Raw genomic sequence first — 18,602 nt, forward strand, 5'->3', positions numbered from 1 at the left:
GAGTACCTGGTCGCCGCAGACGTGGCCGAAACTGTCGTTGATTTTCGTGAAGTGGTCGACGTCGATAAGCATGATGTTGACGCAGGAAACGCGGTAGGCGCGCTGCAAGGCATACTTGTTCAGCGCATCGGTCAGGCCGAAACGCGACAAAGCGCTGGTCAGAAAGTCGTAGCTGGCCTGCTGCCTGAGCTTGAGGTTGAGCTTGCGTATGGTGCCCATATTGATGGCGATGAGCAGCGGGCTGAGAATCGCTGCGGCGATGGCCAGACGCAGCAGGGAAAGCAGGTAGGGAAGGCTATGGCCCCACAGTGCGACGAGGTTGGGAACGTGGATCGCGGCGATGATCAACTGCACGCAGCCGGTGATCAGGGTGATGAGCTGCACCAGCCACAGCGGATAAGAAATGGCGCACCAGGTCAGCGCCGGCAATACCAGCATCAGAATGAGAAACGGCCCGATCGACAGGCTCATGCCGATCGTGATCAGCAAGGACAGAATCGGCAGCGTGTTGCGCCATGACGGCCAGATCGGGTGTTCGATGCGCACCGCGCCGCTGAACAGGCTCAGCAGAAAGGGCAGGCATAGTATCGATGTGTAGAACTGTTCGGTGAACCAGCCGAACAAGGCTTGTCCCAGATGGTCGTAGGCGTATTGCGTAGCCTGCTGCGACGGCCCGCCCACCGCGGCGCAGGCGGCCGAGGCGGCCAGGCAGGCCAGGACCATATGGAGAAATGCGGCGAAATCGTTCTGTCCGTACCGGACGGCTTTGACCCGGGAAAGCCATGGGGCCAGAACGACGACGAAGGCGAGGTTGGCCGCGTTGAACATCAGCGTGGGTAGGCTCAAGCCCCAATGCAGGTAATCCTGCAGCACCAGGCCTGCGTAAGTGGCGATGTAGCCCGTCGGCCTGCGGGCCAGACCCATGCGGTGGATCAGCGCGGCCGCGACGACGTTGGCGGGCCAGAACACGGACAGGTTCAGCGCCGAGATGCGGGTATGGGCGCCCAGCCAGCCGAGCACGAACGCCATGACAAAAAGATAAAGATGGCGCGTGTACTGAGACCTTTCTTTTTCAGGGAGAAAGCGGGGCTGCATGTCCGAAGCGAGATCTTGCTAGTTGTTCAGGCGCGCGCCCGGCGGGAACGCGCCGTCTATCTTAGCGTAGTCGGTCTTCGATCCTGGCGGCATCGGCCCGGATCGGTCCGGGCGCGTTAAACTTGCGCGCATTCTCTCGCTCATTTCGCACGCCTTCATGAATACCCGCGTTCTCACAGGCATCACCACTACCGGCACGCCTCACCTGGGCAATTATGCCGGCGCCATCCGTCCCGCGGTGCGAGCCAGCACGCAATCCGGCGTGGATGCCTTCTTTTTTCTGGCCGACTATCACGCCCTCATCAAGTGCGACGATCCTGCCCGCGTGGCGCGCTCACGCCTGGAGTTGGCGGCGACCTGGCTGGCCTGCGGCCTGGATCCGGAGCGCGTGACCTTCTACCGGCAATCCGACATTCTCGAGATTCCCGAGCTGACCTGGCTCCTGACCTGCGTTACGCCCAAGGGCTTGATGAACCGCGCGCACGCCTACAAGGCGTCGGTGGATGCCAATGCGGAAAAGGGCGTCGATCCGGACGACGGCGTCACCATGGGTCTTTTCTCGTATCCCATCCTGATGGCTGCCGACATCGTGATGTTCAACGCGCACAAAGTGCCCGTGGGCCGCGATCAGGTGCAGCATCTGGAAATGGCGCGCGATATTGCGGACCGCTTCAATCGCCTTTACGGCGGCGATTTCTTCGTTTTGCCCGAAGTGCAGATCGAAGAAGACGTGGCCACGCTGCCCGGCCTGGACGGGCGCAAGATGTCCAAGAGTTACAACAACACCATTCCGCTGTTCGAAGGCGGCGCTGCGGCGCTGCGTGCAGCCATCATGCGCATCGTGACAGACTCGAAGCAGCCGGGCGAGCCCAAGGACGCGGAAAGCTCGCATCTTTACACGCTCTATCGCGCGTTCGCCACCACGGCCGAGAGCGAGGCCTTCCGCAGTCGGTTGGAAGCGGGTATGGGCTGGGGCGACGCCAAGCAGGCGCTGTACGAGAAGCTGGAGGGCGAACTCGCCCCCATGCGCGAACGCTACGACGCATTGATCGCCAACCCGGCCAGGCTGGAAGAGATTCTGATGGCGGGCGCCGCCAAGGCACGCAAGCTCGCCACGCCGGCCATCGAGCGCTTGCGCGAGGCCGTGGGTCTGCGCAATTTGAACGCCGGCGTCGTAAAAAAAGCGGTCAAAGCCGAGAAGGCCTCCAAAGGGGCACGCTTCGTGAGTTTCCGCGAAAAAGACGGCAGCTTCCGCTTTCGTTTAATGGCGGCCGACGGCAACGAACTTCTGACGTCGATTCCGTACGCCGATGCCAAGCTGGCGGGAGCGGCGATGAAGCGTCTGCCGTCTGAGGCGACACTGCAAGTCCAGGCCGATGGCTTTGCGGCCCTGCTCGACGGAGCAACGGTGGCTGCGTCGGCGCCGGGCGCCGCGATCGAGGCTGCGCAGGCTGCGCTGGATTCGCTGATCGGCGATTGATTTTCGAAGCTGAAGCGTGCCGGCTTGCCGGTCCGGGCTGCGACGCCAGTTCGGATGCTCGCTGAGCCGCGCGACTGCAACGCCGAGTCGCCCGACTGCAATGCCGGGATCCAACTCCCTCAGCGCCTGAGCTTGGCGAAGGCGTCGGCCATGGCGCTGTTCCCGGGAGCCCCTCTGCCCGCATCGCCTTGCGGCCGACGTTGACCGCCCTGGCCGCCGCGCGCGGCAGCGTCGCCGCCCGCGCCGCGCCGTGCGGGCTCTGCGGCGTCGTTCAGCCGCATGGTCAAGGCTACGCGCTGGCGGGCCACGTCGACTTCCTGCACCTTTACCGTCACGGTCTGTCCGACGCGCACTACGTCGCGCGGATCCTTGACGAATTTCTCGGACAGGGCCGAGATGTGTACCAGACCGTCCTGGTGCACACCCACGTCGACGAAGGCGCCGAAGTTGGCCACGTTGGTCACCACGCCCTCGAGCACCATGCCGGGCACGAGGTCCTTGAGCGTTTCGACGCCCTCCTTGAACTGCGCGGTCTTGAACTCGGGACGCGGATCGCGGCCCGGTTTTTCCAGCTCGTTGAAGATGTCGCGCACCGTGGGCAGGCCAAAGCGCTCATCGGTGAAGTCGGCCGGCGAGACACCCTTGAGCGCTACGCGCTGACCGATGATCTGCTTCATTTCTTTCTGGACACGGGCCACGATGCGCTCGACCACTGGATAGGCTTCCGGGTGCACGGCCGACGCGTCGAGCGGATTCGCTCCGTTGGGAATGCGCAGAAAACCCGCGGCTTGTTCGAAAGCCTTGTCGCCGAAACGCGGCACATCGCGTAGCGCCGCGCGCGTGGGGAATGCGCCGCGTTCGTCGCGCCAGGCCACGATGTTCTTGGCCAGCAATGCGTTCAGACCCGAGACGCGCGCCAGCAGTGCGGCCGATGCCGTGTTCACGTCCACGCCCACGGCGTTCACACAGTCTTCGACCACGGCGTCCAGCGAGCGGGCCAGCTCGCGCTGGTTCAGATCGTGCTGATACTGCCCCACGCCGATGGCCTTGGGATCGATCTTCACCAGGTCGGCCAGAGGATCCTGCAGACGACGGGCGATGGACACGGCGCCGCGCAGGGTCACGTCCAGGTCGGGGAACTCGGCGGCGGCGGTTTCCGAAGCCGAATACACCGAAGCGCCGGCTTCGGACACGACCACCCGCGTGAGCTTGAGGTCTTTGAATCGCGCCATCATCTCGCCCACCAGCTTTTCGCTTTCGCGCGAGGCGGTGCCGTTGCCGATGGCGACCAGGTCCACCTTGTGGCGGGCGCACAGCGCGGCCAGCGTGTTGATGGCGCCTTCAACGTCGCGGCGCGGCTCGAAGGGATAGACAGTAGTGGTGTCGACCACCTTGCCGGTAGCGTCGATGACGGCGATCTTGCAGCCGGTGCGTATGCCCGGGTCCAGGCCCAGCACGGCCTTGGGGCCGGCGGGCGCTGCCAGCAGCAGATCCTTGAGGTTGGCGGCGAAGACGCGGATGGCTTCCGCCTCCGCCTCGTCGCGCAGCTTGCCGAAGAATTCGCTTTCGAAGGCCGTGAGCAGCTTCACGCGCCAAGTCCAGCGGCAGACTTCGCCCAGCCAGAGCGAACGCGGCGTGGCGTCCAGCGCGAACACCTTGCCCAGCTTGAGGAAGGAGGCGATGCGCGCCACGCAAGGGTGAGGCTTCTCGGCTTCCAGTTCGGCCTGAAGGCCAACGCGCAATTCCAGTACGCCTTGCTGGCGGCCGCGCAGCAGTGCCAGCACGCGGTGTGAAGGCAGGGTACGCAGCGGTTCGTTGAAGTCGAACCAGTCGCGAAAATTCGCGCCTTCGGCTTCCTTGCCTTCGGACACCTTGGAGTACAGCACGCCGGTTTGCCAGAGGTGCTCGCGCATGTCGGCCAGCAGGTCGGCATTTTCGGCGTAGCGCTCGGCCAGGATGTCGCGCGCGCCATCCAGCGCCGCTTTGGCATCGGTGATCGAAGCCTCGGGATTCAGGTACTGCGCGGCCAGCGCAGCCGGATCGCAGGCGGGATCGGCCAGGATGGCATCGGCCAGCGGCTCCAGGCCGGCTTCGCGCGCGATCTGGGCGCGCGTGCGGCGCTTGGGTTTGTAGGGTGCGTAGAGATCTTCCAGCCGTTGTTTGGTGTCGGCCGAGGCGATTTCCCGTTGCAGTTCGGGGGTGAGCTTGCCTTGCTGTTCGATCGATTCGAGGATGGCCAGGCGGCGCGATTCGAGCTCGCGCAAATAGGCCAGGCGCACTTCCAGTTCGCGCAGCACGGTGTCGTCCAGGCCGCCGGTGGCTTCCTTGCGGTAGCGGGCAATGAAAGGCACGGTGGCGCCATCGTCCAGCAGCGCCACGGCGGCGGCCACCTGGGCGGGGCGCGCGTTCAGCTCGGTCGCCAGTTGGGCGATGATGCGGGCAGGGTCGACGGCGGATACGGCAGGGGAAGCAAGAGACATTGGAAATGCTTAAAAATGCGGAGAAAGGAGGATTTTGCCATACCCCCGGGCAGGGTCTCGGGGCTCTGCGGGTATCATGATCTTCATGTTCGATACCGATATCGCCGACTATTTCTCCGAGCAAGGTCCCTTGGCGCGCGCGCTGCCCGGCTACCGCTCCCGGCCGGCGCAAGTCGAGCTGGCCGAGGCCATAGGTCGCGCCATCCGCGAGCGCGGCACGCTGGTGGCCGAGGCCGGCACAGGCATCGGCAAGACCTGGGCCTACCTTGTGCCGGCCATCGTGCAAGGCGGCAAGGTGCTCATTTCCACCGGCACGCGTACCTTGCAGGACCAGCTCTACGGCCGCGACCTGCCGCGCGTGCGCGCTGCCCTGGCTGCGCCGGTGTCGGTGGCCCTGCTCAAGGGCCGGGGCAACTACGTCTGCCACTATCATCTGGATCGCCTGCAGGGCGACGACCGTGCGCTGAAATCGCGCTCCGAGATCGCTCAGCTGCGCAAGATCCAGCTCTTTGCCGGTATTTCCAAGACCGGCGACCGGGCCGATCTGGGCGACGTGCCGGAAGACGCCGACATCTGGCAGCGCGTGACCTCCACGCGAGAGAACTGCCTGGGCCAGGACTGCCCGCGCATTCGCGACTGCTTCGTGGTCAAGGCGCGCCGGCAGGCGCAGGAGGCCGACGTGGTGGTAGTCAACCATGCCTTGTTCATGGCCGATCTGGTGCTGCGCGAAGAAGGCGTGACCGATCTTCTTCCCGAAGCCGACACCGTGATCTTCGATGAAGCGCATCAACTGCCCGACACCGCCACGCGCTTTCTTGGAAGCAGCGTCTCCACGCATCAATTGATGGACTTCGGTCGCGCCATGGAAGCGGCAGGTCTCGCCTATGCGCGCGAGGCGGCAAGCTGGGGCGAGGTCTCGCGCCAGCTGGAGACCGCCGCGCGCGAATTGCGCCTGGCCTGCGCGCCGCTGGAACGCATGCCGGGACGCAAGGCGACTTTCGAGGCCATGCCCGAGCCCGGGGCGTTCGACGCGGCGCTCGCGCGCCTGCGCGAGGTCCTGGATGCCTCCGTGCGCGCCTTGCTCGGGGTGGCCGAGAAACATCCCGATCTGATGTCCGCCGGCCGGCAGGGCGCGGAATTGAGCGCGCGCCTGGCGCGTTGGGCCGTGCCCGGACGCGACGGAAATGCGCCGCCGCAGCCCTTGGAAGCCGGGTGGGGCACCGATGCCAATGCGCCCGCGAACGACATCTCGGATGCGGCTGACGATGCGGTGTCAGTCGCGGTGCGCACCGATGCGCAGACAGCCGGCCACGACGCTCACCTCGATGTCTCCGCCGCTTTCGGCTTGGCGTCGCAAGCGTCGCAAGGCCCGATGGTGCGCTGGGTCGAGCAGGGCCTGCATCATGTGCGCCTGCATGCCGCGCCGCTGTCGGTGGCACAGGCTTTTTCTCGATATCGCAAACCGGAGCAGGCCTGGGTGCTGACCTCGGCCACTTTGTCGGTCCACGGCGATTTCAATCACTTTACCGCGCAACTCGGCCTGCAAGACGCGTTGACGGCGCGTTGGGAATCGCCCTTTGACTATGCTTCTCAAGCCCTGTTGTTCGTGCCTCAGGGTATGCCCGAACCGCAGTCGCCGCAGTTCACCGAGCGTTTCGTGCAGAACTTGATGCCGCTGCTCGAGGCCAGCCCGGGAGGCGCCTTGGTGCTTTGCACGACATTACGGGCGGTCGAGCGCGTAGCCCAAGGCCTGGCCGATGCGTTCGGGCAGGCGGGCCACGAATGGCCATTGCTGCGCCAGGGCGATGCCACGCGTCGCGAGCTGCTCGATCGCTTCGTCAGGCTGGATCATCCCGTGCTCGTAGGCAGCGCAAGTTTTTGGGAGGGCATAGACCTGCCGGGAGAAATCCTGACGCTGGTGGCGATCGACAAGCTGCCTTTCGCGCCGCCCGACGATCCTGTGATCGAAGCGCGCCTGCGCGCCTGCCGCGCGCAGGGCGGCAACCCGTTCGCCGAATATCAGCTGCCCGAAGCGGCGCTCGCCTTGAAGCAAGGCGCGGGCCGCCTGATCCGTACCGAGCAGGACTGGGGGGTGCTGATGGTGGGCGATGCGCGTCTGGTGGAAAAGCCCTACGGCAAGCGCCTGTGGCGCGGCCTGCCGCCTTTCGCGCGCACGCGCAGCATGGACGAGGCGCTGGCGTTCTATGTGCGTCGCGCGCAAACGGCGGGCGTTTAGTGTTACCAGGTCATCGTTCCCGCTGGCGCGGGGCAAAGCGCTAAGCGCTCTCCCGAACCACCAGTTCAAATCCCAGGTCGATCGCCGGCGTCTCGATCTTCTCGCCGTCCATCAAGGACAGCAGCAGGCGAGCGGCGGTGCGGCCTATTTCTGCGCGCGGGGTGCGTAGGGTAGTCAGGCGCGGCACGCAGTCGGCAGCGCCCGCCAGGTCGTTGAATCCTACGACGGCCACGCGTCCAGGCACCTCGATGCCCATACGCCGGGCTTCGAACAGCGCACCTTGCGCCAAGTCATCGTTGCCGAAAAAAATGCCATCCACATCCGGGCGGCGCGTGATCAGCTGGCGCAGCAACGTTCCGCCCAGGCCGATGCTGGAGGGCGATTCCGTGAAGACTTCGAGATCGGCATCGTAAAGTCCGCCCGCGCGCAGCACATCGCGAAAGCCTTCGCCCCGCTGCAGCATGCGAGGGTCGAGTTGCGCGGCCACGAACGCGTTGCGGCGGCAGCCGCGCGCGATCAGATGCCTGGCGGCAGCGGCGCCCGCCCGCGTTTGAGAGAGCCCCACACAATGCATGCCCGGCGTATCGGTGAGCTCCATCATGTATACGCAAGGCACCGTGCTGGCGTCGATCAGGCGCTGTGCGGACTCGCCGCGGTCAAAGCCCGTGACGAGCATCCCGCTGGGCGGCGAGGCCAGGTAATGGCGAATCAAGTGCTCTTCCGCATCGCGGGAATAATGCGTGTTGCCGATGAGCATCTCCAGGCTGCGCGGCCTGAGCACCTCATGGATGGCTTCGAGCGTGTCGACGAATACGGTGTTCGACAGCGACGGAATCAGCACCGCCACCGCGGCGCTGCGGGCCGACGCCAGCGCGCGCGCAGCAGGGTTGGCGACGTAGTTCAACTCCTGCGCGGCCTGTTTGACGCGCTCGACATATTCCGGCCCGACCGTGCTCAGTCCGCGCAGCGCGCGCGAGGCCGTGATTGTGCTTACGCCAGCCAGATGCGCCACCTGCGCCAGCGTCGGGAGTCCCGTACTGCGGGTTTTCCTGGATTTCGAAGTTGTCATGAGTGATGCAGGATAGCGCTATCTTTGTAGCGAAGCAATGCTTGCATTCATTCGGCAAGTACGCTTCCGACACTTCCACGGCAGCCAAACAGGCTGCTGTTTTTCGGTTTTTAAAGATAGCGCTATCTTTGCTTTTTGAGAACGAGTGTGAAGAGCGGAAAACTTTCAGGCTTGGTAGTAATGGGCGTCGCGGGTTGCGGCAAGACCAGTGTTGCGCAAGCCATCGTTGCCCGCTTGGGCGGGCGCCTGATCGAGGGCGACGCGTTTCATCCGCAAGCCAACGTGGACAAAATGCGCCAAGGCATTGCGCTTACCGACGAAGACCGGGCCGGCTGGCTTGATCGGCTGGCCCTGGAGCTGACGCACGCGGAGCGCGGCGGCGAACGCGCCGTGCTGGCGTGTTCTGCGCTCAAGCGCCGCTATCGGGATCGCCTGCGCGCCGGTGTGACGAATCTGGGTTTCGTCTTTCTGGACTTGCCCGAGCACGAAGCACTCAAGCGCGTAGCGCAGCGCATCGGTCATTTCATGCCAGGCTCGCTGGTGGCAAGCCAGTTCGCCGATCTGGAGCCGCCGACGGGCGAGGCGCTGGTGCTGGCCGTCGATGCTTTGCTGCCGGTAGAGGCGATCGCCGAGCAAGTGGCGCAGTGGTACGCCCAGCCTCAGGCGCAGGCCGATTGAAAAAATAACGAGCGCCATCTCGCGATGGCGTGGTTGTGAACAGGTGGTCAATCAACAATATCAGGAGGAGACCATGACGACGACAGGAAAGGCCATACCCAAAAGACGCTGGGCAATCGGGGTTTTGCTCGGCATAGGCATACTCATCAACTACTTCGACCGCATCAATATCTCGGTCGCCGGCCCTCAGCTTACCGAGGCATTCAAGCTCAGCCCGGCAGAGCTGGGCGTTCTGTTCAGCGCCTTTTTCTGGCCCTACGCGCTGTTGCAAGTGCCCGCGGGCATGCTGCTGGATCGCTACGGCGTGACTCGCATCGGACGCTGGGGCGCTTTTCTGTGGGGGTTGGCCTCGGCCATCACCGCGGTGGCCAGCGGCTTCGGTGGAGTGTTCGTTGCACGCGCCATGCTGGGCGTTGCCGAAGCGCCGGCATTCCCCGTCGGCTCCAAGGCCACCGGTTACTGGTTCCCGCGCAAGGAGCGGGCACTGGCGACCGCAATCTTCGATGCCGCCGCCAAATTCTCCAACGTCATCGGTGTGCCGCTGGTCGCCTTCGTCGTGGTGAAGCTGGGCTGGCGCTGGGGCTTCGGCGTCACGGCCATCCTGAGCTTTGCATACTTCCTGGCGTTCTATTTCATGTATCGCGATCCCAGCCAGGACGCCAAACTGTCGCAGGCCGAGCGTGACTACATCGTGCAGGGCGGCGCCACCCCGGAAGGCCAGACACAGGTCGGCGTCGTCAACATGCTGGGCTATCTGCTGACCAAAGCCAAAGTGTGGGGCTTGACGATCGGCTTCGCCGCCTACGGCTATTCGTTCTATCTGTTCTTGACCTGGCTGCCTGGGTATCTGGTCAAGACCATGCACATGGACATTCTCAAGTCCGCCGAGTTCGCGGCCATTCCCTGGGCCGTGGCCACCGTGGCGGACCTGGTCGTCGGAGGCTGGCTGATTGACCACCTGATCTCGCGCGGCAACAACGAAACGCGCGTGCGCAAGACGGTATTGGTGGTGGGCATGCTGTTCGGCCTGGCGGTGTTCGGTGCTACGCAGACGGTCGATCCGGTGTGGTCGATCATGTGGATCTCGATCGCGCTGGGCGGCCTGGCCGCTGCCGCGCCGGTCGGCTGGTCGCTGCCGTCGCTGATCGCGCCCCGCGGCGGCGTCGGCACCGTCGGCGGCATCATGAACTTCATCAACAACCTGATGGGGATCGTGGCGCCCATCGTGACGGGCGTCATCGTAGGGGCGACCAACTCGTTCACCAATGCCTTTGCGGTGGCGGGCGTCGTGCTGGTCGTAGGCATCGTGTCCTTCGTTTTCGTGATGGGGCCGATCGAAGCCATCCCGGACCGCGATTAATCGGCGAGCTCCAGCCCGACCGGCTGGAAGCGTCCGTGCAAAAAACAAGAGCCTGCATGTATGCAGGCTCTTGTTTTTGTGGGCTACAAAAAACGCAGAGTCAAAACACCTGCCACCAGGCCTTGGTCTTGAGCAGGGCCAGGCCGTCTTTTTTGTATTTGCTGTTGGGGTAGTTCTTGTCGAACACGCGCTCGGTATCTTTTTGCAGCTGAGTCATGCCGAGCTTGCCGTAGGCCAGCGTCATGATGTAGAGCGCAGGCTCGGTGGCCGGCACGCCCGAGAAATCGGTGATCACGACCTGGGCGCGATTGGCAGCGGCCAGATAAGAGCCGTGCTCGTAGTAGTAGCTCGCAACGTAGACGTTGCTCATGGCAAGCGCGTTGACCAGCCATACCATGCGCTGCTTGGCATCCTTGGCGTAGCGGCTGTCCGGGAAGCGCTTGACCAGTTCCGCGAACGCGTCATATGAGGCGCGCAGACCCTTGGGATCGCGTTCGGCAGGATCCTGGCCGGAGATCCAGGTGCCCAATATGCCGACCGGCGCGAAGTTGATCAAGCCCTTCAGATAGAGCGCGTAGTCGGTGCCTGGGTGATCGGGGTAAAGGCGCATGAACCGGTCGACGTTGGCCAGCGCCTGATCGCGCTCGCCGTCTTTCCAGTTGACGTAGGCCAGGCTGAGCTCGGCCTGCTGGGCATAGACGCCGAAGGGGAAGCGGCTTTCGACGGCGGTGAGATGCGTGCGCGCCTCGCTCCAGCGATCGTTGTCCATGTCGTCCTTGGCCGTGGAGTAGAGCTGCTCGACAGTCCAGGTGGCGGTGGGATCGGGTTTGTCGCCACTGCCGGCGCAGCCGCCGATCAGCATCAGGGCCGACAGGGCAGCGGCAAGGAGCGCGGAGCGGCGCAGCAGGCCGGCAACCGGGCCGGAGAACGAAGAATCAGCCGGGAGGGACATCACGAGACGTATTTCCTTGATGGTAGGATGTGGCAGGATTATATGATTTGTCTCCATGTCTGATATAGCCGCCGGCCACCCCCATGGGCGGGCCGTTTCCGAAACGGGGGCCGACCCCGATGGCATTCGCCCGGATGAACCCCTGGACGACGCCCTGGACGATGTCGCGGCCGAGGGTACGGCGGGTGAGCCTATCGTCCTTATCGTGCCTGCCGGGCAGCGCGCCGACCGGCTCGACAAGGTGCTGGCTGCGCTGCTTCCCGAGCATTCCCGCAGCCGCCTGCAAGGCTGGATCGAAGACGGCCACGTGCGGGTCAATCGCGCGCCGGCCAAGGTGCGCACCCTGGTCGGGCCCGCCGACCGGATCGAAGTCCTTGTTCAACCCAGCCCCGAGAGCCTGGCGTTCGCACCGGAGCCCATTGCTTTTACCGTGGTGGCTGACAGCGCAGACTGGATCGTGGTCGACAAGCCTGCCGGCCTGGTGACCCATCCGGGCGCCGGCAACTGGCACGGCACCTTGCTCAACGGTCTCCTGTATCGGTACCCTGAATTGGCCCGCGTGGCGCGCGCTGGCATCGTGCATCGTCTGGATAAAGACACCTCGGGCCTGATGGTGGTGGCGCGCAGCGAAACCGCCCAGACGCACCTGGTGCGGCAATTGCAGGCGCGCACGGTGGGGCGCGAGTATTTTGCGCTGGCGCACGGCCGGTTCGGCAGCACTTGCGGCACGGTCGATCGCCCTTTGGGGCGCGATGCGCGCGTACCCGTGCGCATGAGCGTCGATCGGCCCATCGCGCCCAAGCCCGCCATTACCCACTATCGCGTCGACCGTCGTGGCCAAGCGCCGGGCGATGGGCCGCACACGGCACCCGCGCAGGTCACGCAAGTTATTTGCCGTCTCGAAACGGGCCGCACGCACCAGATCCGCGTACACATGGCCAGTCTGGGCCACCCGCTGCTGGGAGATACGCTGTACGGCGGCCGGGCGCTGGCAGGCGCTGCGCGACAGATGCTGCATGCAAGGGCCCTGCGTTTCGACGACCCGGCCGGCGGCTCGCCTCTGTCTTTCGAATCGTCTTTGCCGGACGACATGCTCGCCGTCCAGGAAGCCATACGATGGGATTCATAAGCATGGGAAAAAGCCCCCACGCCACGCCCTCCGGGCTTGCTGCCCCCCAGGGGGGCGTTTTCGACTTGGAGCGGTCCTGCGTCGAACAAAGCCCCCACGCTGCGCCCACCGGGCTTGCTGCCCCCCAAGGGGGCGTTTTCGACTTGGAGCGGTCCTGCGTCGAAAAAGAAATCGGCGGTCTGCCGGTCGTGACCGGCGCCGACTGGCCGGGCGTGCGCTACTTTTGTACGACGCGCGCTGGTGGTGTGGGCGCGGCGCCGCACGACACGCTCAATCTGGGGTTGCGCGCCGACGACAAGCCCGAGGCCGTAGCCGAGAACCGCCGCCGCGTGCGGGCGGCGGTGCCGGGCGAGCCGCTATACCTGCGCCAGGTGCATGGCGCAGACGTCGTGGACGCCGACGCGCCAGCCCAACCCGTCGAGCCGCCTGCCGACGCCAGCGTGACGATCCGGCCCGGTCGCGTGCTGGCGATCATGGTGGCCGACTGTCTGCCGGTGGTCGTCAGCGACGAGCGCGGCAGCGTACTGGGCGTGGCGCACGCCGGATGGCGCGGTCTTGCGGGCGGCGTGCTCGAAAATACCTTGCGCGTCATGCAGGCCAAGCAGCCCTCGGCGCGCGGCTGGCGCGCCTGGGTGGGGCCGGGAATCGGTCCTACGGCCTTCGAAGTGGGCGAGGATGTGCTGCAGGCTTTCGCGTCCGACGGCCCCGAGGCGCTGGCCTTGTTCACGCCACGGCCAGGCGTGGCGGGCAAGTGGCTTGCCGATCTGCCGGCCCTGGCGCGCCTGCGTTTGCGCCGTGCAGGGGTTGCACAGCCGGCTCTGAGCGGCCTGTGCACCGTTGGCGATGCAGGCCGTTTTTTCTCGTACCGCCGCGATCGCGTCACTGGCCGCATGGCGCTGCTGGCCTGGTTGGAAGCTTCCTGAAATCCAGCAGACAAGCCGTTCTCCGGGTGGGTAGACCCTTCCGTATACCCTGACTTGACAGCTAAGCGCGCGGCCAGCAACATCGGCTCAAGGTATTCGATAACAAGAGTCAAGGCTGGTGTGGTGTGGGCAATTCTCAATTTGGCGCAATGCCGGGTTCGGTCAGCGTAGCCCCGGAAATCCTGGCGCAAATCCAGGCCGATTTTTCGCGCGAATGGCAGCGTCTTTGCCGCGAGGCCGAGAACGGCGTACTGACTCCCCCCAAAGACAGGCGGTTTTCCGGTGCGGCCTGGGCCGCCAATGGGCAGCATGTGCTGATGGCCCATGTCTATCTGCTCTTGTCGAAGGTCATGAATCGCATGGTCGACTCGGCGCAGGTCAGCGAGTCCCAGCGTGAGCGCCTGCGGTTTTCCGCGATGCAGTGGGTCGATGCGCTGTCGCCCGCCAACTTCCTGGCCTTCAACCCCGAGGTCCAGCAATCCCTCATCGAAAGTGCCGGCAAAACCCTTTCCATGGGTTTGAGCAATCTGCTGCAAGACATCAAGAAGGGCCGCATCAGCCAGACCGACGAATCGCAGTTCGAAGTGGGCCGCAATCTGGCCTGCACGCCGGGCCAGGTGGTGTTCGAGAACCGCCTTATGCAGGTCATCCAATATGCCCCGCAGACCGATACGGTGTATGAGCGGCCGCTGGTGATCATCCCGCCCAACATCAACAAGTTCTACATTCTCGACCTGCAGCCCGAAAACTCCCTCGTGCGCTACGCGGTAGAGCAGGGGCATACTGTCTTCATCGTGTCGTGGCGCAATCCGCTCGCCAGCGATACCGACGGCGTCGAACAGGCGACGTGGACCGACTACCTGGACGATGCCGTGCTCCAGGCCCTTTCGGTGGCCGGTGACATCACGGGCCAGAAGCAGGTCAACGCCCTGGGTTTTTGCGTGGGCGGCACCATGCTGGCCTCGGCTCTGGCGCTGGCCCATGGGCGAGGCGAGAGTCCCGCCGCGTCGCTCACCCTGCTGACCTCGATGCTCGATTTCCACGACACGGGTGTGCTGAGCGTGTTCGTCGACGAAAATCATGCCGCGTTCCGTGACCAGCAGCTCGGGCGCGGCGGGCTGATGTCCGCGCGCGACCTGGCCAACACGTTTTCTTTTTTGCGACCCAACGAGCTGGTGTGGAACTACGTGGTGGGCAACTACCTCAAAGGCCAGACGCCGCCGCCTTTCGATCTGCTGTTCTGGAACTCCGACAGCACCAATCTGCCGGGACCTTTCTTCACCTGGTACTTCCGCAATACCTATCTCGAGAACAATCTGAAGGTGCCGGGCAAGGCGCAGGCTGCCGGCGTGCCGCTGGATCTCACCCGGCTGAACATGCCGGCCTATCTGTGCGGCTCGCGCGAAGACCACATCGTGCCGTGGCCCTCCGCCTATGCTTCCACGCAGGTGCTGCGCGGTCCTGCGCGCTTCGTGCTGGGCGCCTCGGGGCATATCGCCGGCGTGGTCAATCCGGCCTCGCGCAACAAGCGCAGCTACTGGGCCCGCCCGATGGGCGACGACAAAATGCCCGGCGACCCGAATGCATGGCTGGAAACGGCCGAGGAACACCCCGGCAGTTGGTGGGTCGACTGGACGAAATGGCTAGGTCAGCATGGCGGCAAGCGCGTCAAGGCATCCCGGATCCTGGGCAACAAGCAGTACAAGCCCATCGAGCCGGCGCCGGGACGTTACGTGAAGGTGCGCGCCGTGTAAAAGCCATCGACAAGGCCGGTTGGTCCGCAACCAATCTATCATCACCCCCAGGGCATGGCGCACCCAGCCCGAACAACAAGGAGACATCATATGAGCAGCGGCAAACTGGCATACGTGACAGGCGGCATGGGCGGTATCGGCACCGCGATCTGCCAGCGCTTGGCCAAGGACGGCTTTCGTGTCGTGGCAGGTTGCGGCCCCAGCCGCAATTACAAGCAGTGGCTCGATGAGCAGGCCGCGCTGGGCTACACCTTCCACGCCTCGGCGGGCAACGTGGCCGATTGGGATTCCACCGTGGTGGCCTTTGAAAAAATCAAAGCCGATCACGGCCAGGTGGACGTGCTGGTGAACAACGCCGGCATCACGCGCGACGGGCTTTTTCGCAAAATGACCGCCGATGACTGGCGTGCCGTCATCGACACCAACCTCAACAGCCTTTTCAACGTCACCAAGCAGGTCATCGACGGCATGGTCGACAAGCAATGGGGGCGCATCATCAACATAAGCTCGGTGAACGGGCAGAAAGGCCAGTTCGGCCAGACCAACTACTCCACCGCCAAGGCGGGCATCCATGGGTTCACCATGGCCCTGGCGCAGGAGGTCGCCGGCAAGGGCGTGACGGTCAATACGATTTCTCCGGGCTATATCGGCACCGACATGGTTCGTGCCATCCGCCCCGAAGTGCTGGAAAAGATCGTGGCCACCATCCCGGTCAAGCGCCTGGGCACGCCCGAGGAAATCGCCTCGATCACCGCCTGGCTGGCTTCCGAAGAATCGGGTTTTTCGACCGGCGCAGACTTCTCGCTCAACGGCGGCCTGCACATGGGTTAGGTCAGGACTTCGGGGGCCGTTTCGGTATGGACGGCTCCTGGGCGTAAACTGAAACTCTCATCTCAAAGAGACCGAGCCACCCTCGGGGATAACGAATGACGCAAGCAGCCAAGGACGCTACCACCCAGCGCCTGATCAAAAAATACCCCAACCGTCGGCTGTACGACACGCAAACCAGCACCTACATCACGCTGACCGACGTCAAGCAGCTCGTGCTTGCCAACGAAGATTTCCAGGTGGTCGATGCCAAGAGCGGCGAAGATCTGACCCGCAGCATTCTGCTGCAGATCATTCTCGAAGAAGAAAGCGGCGGCATGCCGATGTTCTCTTCGGGCATGCTGGCTCAGATCATCCGCTTCTACGGACACGCCATGCAGGGCGTCATGGGGTCTTATCTCGAGCGCAATATTCAGGCCTTCATGGAAATCCAGGAACGTTTCGCCGATCAGTCCAAGGGCCTGTACGGCAGCAACCTGGGGCCTGAAGCCTGGGCGCAGCTCATGAGCGGCCAGACTCCGGCGCTGCAGAACATGCTCAACAACTATATCGACCAGAGCAAGAACCTGTTCACGCAGATGCAGGACCAGATGCAGGATCAAACCCGAACGATGTTTTCGGGCTTTCCCTTCGCCCCTGGCGGGCCGCAAGGGGGGCGCAAGTAACAGGGCAGGGTAGCCAGTCGGCCGGTCGGAAAGGGGCGTTCAGCCCCTTTCTTTTATGCGCGTTTCTTTGGAAAACCCTCTTTTTCTAATAGGTAATGAAAACGGTTCTTATTTTTAATATAAAATACAAGAACCAAATTCGTTTCTGTAGACAAGGAATTCCGATATGAGCAAGCGTGTTCTGGCCCTGGCGGGCCTGTTGGGGTTGAGCCTGAGTCTTGCCGGCGCCGCCGGCGCGGCCGAATATCCGATCGGCAAGCCGGTTCAGCAAGGCGGCATGGAGCTCGGCGCGGTCTACCTGCAGCCCATCGAAATGGATCCGCCCAACGTGATGCGTCCGGCCAAAGATTCCGACATCCACCTCGAGGCCGACATCCACGCCACTGCCAACAACCCGACCGGTTTCCCCGAAGGCGAATGGATGCCTTATCTGGTGGTCCACTACGAACTGCAGAAAGCCGGCAGCAGCAAGGTGGTCAAGGGCATGCTCATGCCCATGGTGGCCGACGACGGCCCGCACTACGGGGACAACGTCAAGCTCGAAGGTCCGGGCAAGTATCACCTCAAGGTAGACGTGCAGCCTCCCACGGCTGACCCCATGAATCATTTCGGCCGCCACGTCGACAAGGAAACCGGTGTGGGTCCCTGGTTCAAGCCCATCCATCTCGAATACGACTTTGCCTACGCGGGCGTCGGCAAAAAGGGCGGGTATTGATCATGCGTCGCGGGATTGCTGGCTTGCTCCTGGCGGTGGGGCTTCTGGGCATGGGTGCGGCCCAGGCCGAGGACCTGCCTACTTTCACTCTCACTTTCAAGTCCGACGGCACGTTCGAGCCGGCGCGTCTTGAAGTGCCGGCCGGCCGGTTCAAGATCAATCTGATCAATGCCAGCAAAGAGCCGGTGGAGTTCGAAAGCATTCCGCTGCGCAAAGAGAAAGTGCTGGGTCCGGGGGTGCAGTCCTTCGTCGTCATCACCATCTCGCGACCCGGAGAATATCCCTTCTTCGATGACTTTCATTCCAACGTGAAAGGCACTTTGGTGGTCAAGTAACTCTTCGGTTGCGCTTATGGAACAGGTCCTTTTCATTGTCTGGCGCGAATGCGTCGAAGCCCTGCTGGTCGTGGGCATTCTGTATTCCTGGCTCAAGACGAGCCCAGAAGGCCGCCGCGGCCTGCCCTATCTCTGGGGCGGCGTGGCGGGCGGTCTGGCTCTGGCAGGCGCTCTGGCGCTGGTGCTGCTGGGCATCTCCGAATGGTTGAGCGATACCGGGCAGGAGTGGTTCCAGGGCATCATGTCGCTGGCGGCCTGCCTGCTCGTGGTTCAGATGGTGCTGTGGATGAAAAGCCACGGCCGTACGCTCAAGAGCGAATTGGAGAGCGGCGCAAAGACCTCGATCGCGAGCGACAACTGGTGGGGGTTGTTTGCACTGGTGGCGATCGCCGTATCGCGCGAGGGCAGCGAGACGGTGGTCTTTCTGTACGGCACGGTTTCGGCGGCCAGCGCCGGCAACGGCGCGGAATCCGTGGGTAGGCTGGTGCTGGGCGGCGTGGCCGGCTTTGCCGCGGCGGTGCTGACCTTCTGGCTGTTGCAGCTGGGCGGCAAGCTAATCACTTGGCGGCGCTTTTTCAAATTGACGGAAATTCTGCTGCTGCTGCTGGCCGGCTCCCTGCTGGTGGGCGGGCTGGATCACCTCATTTCGCTGGGTGTGATGCCCACGCTGATGGACCCGGTCTGGGATAGCTCCTGGCTCCTGAGCGACAGCGCCGGCCTGGGCAAGATACTGGCCGATTTCGCGGGCTACCGCGCTTATCCGGCCTTGAGCTCGCTGCTGTGCTGGATCGCCTATTGGCTGGTGGTCTGGACACTGTTGCGCCGCGCAGGCCGCCCCTCGCGGGTGTCGGCGGCGCGGGTGGCGCAATAATCCGTTTGCCGCATGCGGCTCAGGCGTCCAGG

At 64.0% G+C, this 18,602-nt stretch carries 16 protein-coding genes; 12 read left to right on the forward strand and 4 right to left on the reverse strand.

Annotated elements, in window-relative coordinates; all coding sequences use genetic code 11:
- Positions 1-1,029, reverse strand: a 1,029-nt coding sequence (locus tag ACTHJ1_RS02075) for a diguanylate cyclase domain-containing protein (RefSeq protein WP_440186939.1), incomplete at its 3' end; no start/stop codon positions are given.
- Positions 1,030-1,252: 223 nt separating this feature from the next.
- Here ACTHJ1_RS02075 and ACTHJ1_RS02080 point away from each other — a divergent pair.
- The gene (locus ACTHJ1_RS02080; protein ID WP_440186942.1) at positions 1,253-2,575 is read left to right on the forward strand and encodes a tryptophan--tRNA ligase; all 1,323 of its coding nucleotides are present in this window, start codon (positions 1,253-1,255) and stop codon (positions 2,573-2,575) included.
- 119 nt (positions 2,576-2,694) lie between these two features.
- Here the strand turns inward: ACTHJ1_RS02080 and tex are convergent, their stop codons facing one another.
- Positions 2,695-5,055, reverse strand: coding sequence for an RNA-binding transcriptional accessory protein Tex (tex, locus tag ACTHJ1_RS02085; RefSeq protein WP_440186945.1), 2,361 nt, complete (start codon positions 5,053-5,055; stop codon positions 2,695-2,697).
- 85 nt (positions 5,056-5,140) lie between these two features.
- Here tex and ACTHJ1_RS02090 point away from each other — a divergent pair, with 85 nt between their 5' ends.
- On the forward strand, positions 5,141-7,291 hold the full coding sequence (locus tag ACTHJ1_RS02090) for an ATP-dependent DNA helicase (RefSeq protein ID WP_440186948.1): 2,151 nt from the start codon (positions 5,141-5,143) through the stop codon (positions 7,289-7,291).
- Between the two features lie 40 nt (positions 7,292-7,331).
- On the opposite strand, the gene ACTHJ1_RS02095 is transcribed toward ACTHJ1_RS02090, so the two are convergent.
- Positions 7,332-8,360: a substrate-binding domain-containing protein gene (locus ACTHJ1_RS02095; RefSeq protein WP_440186951.1), complete on the reverse strand. Its 1,029-nt coding sequence runs from the start codon at positions 8,358-8,360 to the stop codon at positions 7,332-7,334.
- Positions 8,361-8,540: 180 nt separating this feature from the next.
- Here ACTHJ1_RS02095 and ACTHJ1_RS02100 point away from each other — a divergent pair, with 180 nt between their 5' ends.
- Both ACTHJ1_RS02100 and ACTHJ1_RS02105 read left to right on the forward strand, forming a co-directional pair.
- Positions 8,541-9,038 carry a gluconokinase gene (locus ACTHJ1_RS02100; protein ID WP_440187104.1) on the forward strand — a complete coding sequence of 166 codons (498 nt, stop codon included), beginning with the start codon at positions 8,541-8,543 and terminating at the stop codon, positions 9,036-9,038.
- 73 nt (positions 9,039-9,111) lie between these two features.
- Positions 9,112-10,398: an MFS transporter gene (locus tag ACTHJ1_RS02105; protein WP_440186953.1), complete on the forward strand. Its 1,287-nt coding sequence runs from the start codon at positions 9,112-9,114 to the stop codon at positions 10,396-10,398.
- Between the two features lie 100 nt (positions 10,399-10,498).
- Here the strand turns inward: ACTHJ1_RS02105 and ACTHJ1_RS02110 are convergent, their stop codons facing one another.
- A complete protein-coding gene (locus tag ACTHJ1_RS02110) occupies positions 10,499-11,260 on the reverse strand; it encodes an outer membrane protein assembly factor BamD (RefSeq protein WP_440187106.1) in 762 nt (253 codons plus the stop codon).
- Positions 11,261-11,504: 244 nt separating this feature from the next.
- Here ACTHJ1_RS02110 and ACTHJ1_RS02115 point away from each other — a divergent pair, with 244 nt between their 5' ends.
- The 8 genes from ACTHJ1_RS02115 to ACTHJ1_RS02150 all read left to right on the forward strand — a co-directional run bounded on the left by ACTHJ1_RS02115 (position 11,505) and on the right by ACTHJ1_RS02150 (position 18,570).
- The gene (locus tag ACTHJ1_RS02115) at positions 11,505-12,479 is read left to right on the forward strand and encodes an RluA family pseudouridine synthase (protein WP_440187109.1); all 975 of its coding nucleotides are present in this window, start codon (positions 11,505-11,507) and stop codon (positions 12,477-12,479) included.
- Positions 12,480-12,622: 143 nt separating this feature from the next.
- Positions 12,623-13,402 carry a peptidoglycan editing factor PgeF gene (gene pgeF / locus ACTHJ1_RS02120; protein WP_440186956.1) on the forward strand — a complete coding sequence of 260 codons (780 nt, stop codon included), beginning with the start codon at positions 12,623-12,625 and terminating at the stop codon, positions 13,400-13,402.
- 149 nt (positions 13,403-13,551) lie between these two features.
- On the forward strand, positions 13,552-15,156 hold the full coding sequence (locus tag ACTHJ1_RS02125; RefSeq protein WP_440186959.1) for a PHA/PHB synthase family protein: 1,605 nt from the start codon (positions 13,552-13,554) through the stop codon (positions 15,154-15,156).
- Positions 15,157-15,246: 90 nt separating this feature from the next.
- On the forward strand, positions 15,247-15,987 hold the full coding sequence (locus ACTHJ1_RS02130; RefSeq protein ID WP_440186962.1) for a 3-ketoacyl-ACP reductase: 741 nt from the start codon (positions 15,247-15,249) through the stop codon (positions 15,985-15,987).
- A gap of 95 nt (positions 15,988-16,082) precedes the next feature.
- On the forward strand, positions 16,083-16,649 hold the full coding sequence (gene phaR, locus ACTHJ1_RS02135) for a polyhydroxyalkanoate synthesis repressor PhaR (RefSeq protein WP_440186965.1): 567 nt from the start codon (positions 16,083-16,085) through the stop codon (positions 16,647-16,649).
- A gap of 166 nt (positions 16,650-16,815) precedes the next feature.
- Positions 16,816-17,364, forward strand: coding sequence for an iron transporter (locus ACTHJ1_RS02140; RefSeq protein ID WP_440186968.1), 549 nt, complete (start codon positions 16,816-16,818; stop codon positions 17,362-17,364).
- 2 nt (positions 17,365-17,366) lie between these two features.
- Positions 17,367-17,699 carry a cupredoxin domain-containing protein gene (locus ACTHJ1_RS02145; RefSeq protein ID WP_440186971.1) on the forward strand — a complete coding sequence of 111 codons (333 nt, stop codon included), beginning with the start codon at positions 17,367-17,369 and terminating at the stop codon, positions 17,697-17,699.
- 16 nt (positions 17,700-17,715) lie between these two features.
- Positions 17,716-18,570 (forward strand): FTR1 family iron permease, encoded by an 855-nt coding sequence (locus ACTHJ1_RS02150; protein ID WP_440186974.1) that lies wholly within the window; start codon positions 17,716-17,718, stop codon positions 18,568-18,570.
- Positions 18,571-18,602: the final 32 nt, after the last annotated feature.

This window comes from Bordetella sp., from assembly GCF_051960075.1.
Lineage (GTDB): Bacteria > Pseudomonadota > Gammaproteobacteria > Burkholderiales > Burkholderiaceae_B > Bordetella.

Bases quoted from the DNA above. Each gene is read 5' to 3' on its own strand.
- ACTHJ1_RS02110 (WP_440187106.1), bottom strand. From the start codon at position 11,260: ATGCTGATCGGCGGCTGCGCCGGCAGTGGCGACAAACCCGATCCCACC.
- ACTHJ1_RS02140 (WP_440186968.1), top strand. From the start codon at position 16,816: ATGAGCAAGCGTGTTCTGGCCCTGGCGGGCCTGTTGGGGTTGAGCCTG.
- ACTHJ1_RS02090 (WP_440186948.1), top strand. From the start codon at position 5,141: ATGTTCGATACCGATATCGCCGACTATTTCTCCGAGCAAGGTCCCTTG.
- ACTHJ1_RS02095 (WP_440186951.1), bottom strand. From the start codon at position 8,360: ATGACAACTTCGAAATCCAGGAAAACCCGCAGTACGGGACTCCCGACG.
- ACTHJ1_RS02150 (WP_440186974.1), top strand. From the start codon at position 17,716: ATGGAACAGGTCCTTTTCATTGTCTGGCGCGAATGCGTCGAAGCCCTG.
- tex (WP_440186945.1), bottom strand. From the start codon at position 5,055: ATGTCTCTTGCTTCCCCTGCCGTATCCGCCGTCGACCCTGCCCGCATC.
- ACTHJ1_RS02130 (WP_440186962.1), top strand. From the start codon at position 15,247: ATGAGCAGCGGCAAACTGGCATACGTGACAGGCGGCATGGGCGGTATC.
- ACTHJ1_RS02145 (WP_440186971.1), top strand. From the start codon at position 17,367: ATGCGTCGCGGGATTGCTGGCTTGCTCCTGGCGGTGGGGCTTCTGGGC.
- phaR (WP_440186965.1), top strand. From the start codon at position 16,083: ATGACGCAAGCAGCCAAGGACGCTACCACCCAGCGCCTGATCAAAAAA.
- ACTHJ1_RS02105 (WP_440186953.1), top strand. From the start codon at position 9,112: ATGACGACGACAGGAAAGGCCATACCCAAAAGACGCTGGGCAATCGGG.
- ACTHJ1_RS02125 (WP_440186959.1), top strand. From the start codon at position 13,552: ATGCCGGGTTCGGTCAGCGTAGCCCCGGAAATCCTGGCGCAAATCCAG.
- ACTHJ1_RS02080 (WP_440186942.1), top strand. From the start codon at position 1,253: ATGAATACCCGCGTTCTCACAGGCATCACCACTACCGGCACGCCTCAC.
- ACTHJ1_RS02100 (WP_440187104.1), top strand. From the start codon at position 8,541: ATGGGCGTCGCGGGTTGCGGCAAGACCAGTGTTGCGCAAGCCATCGTT.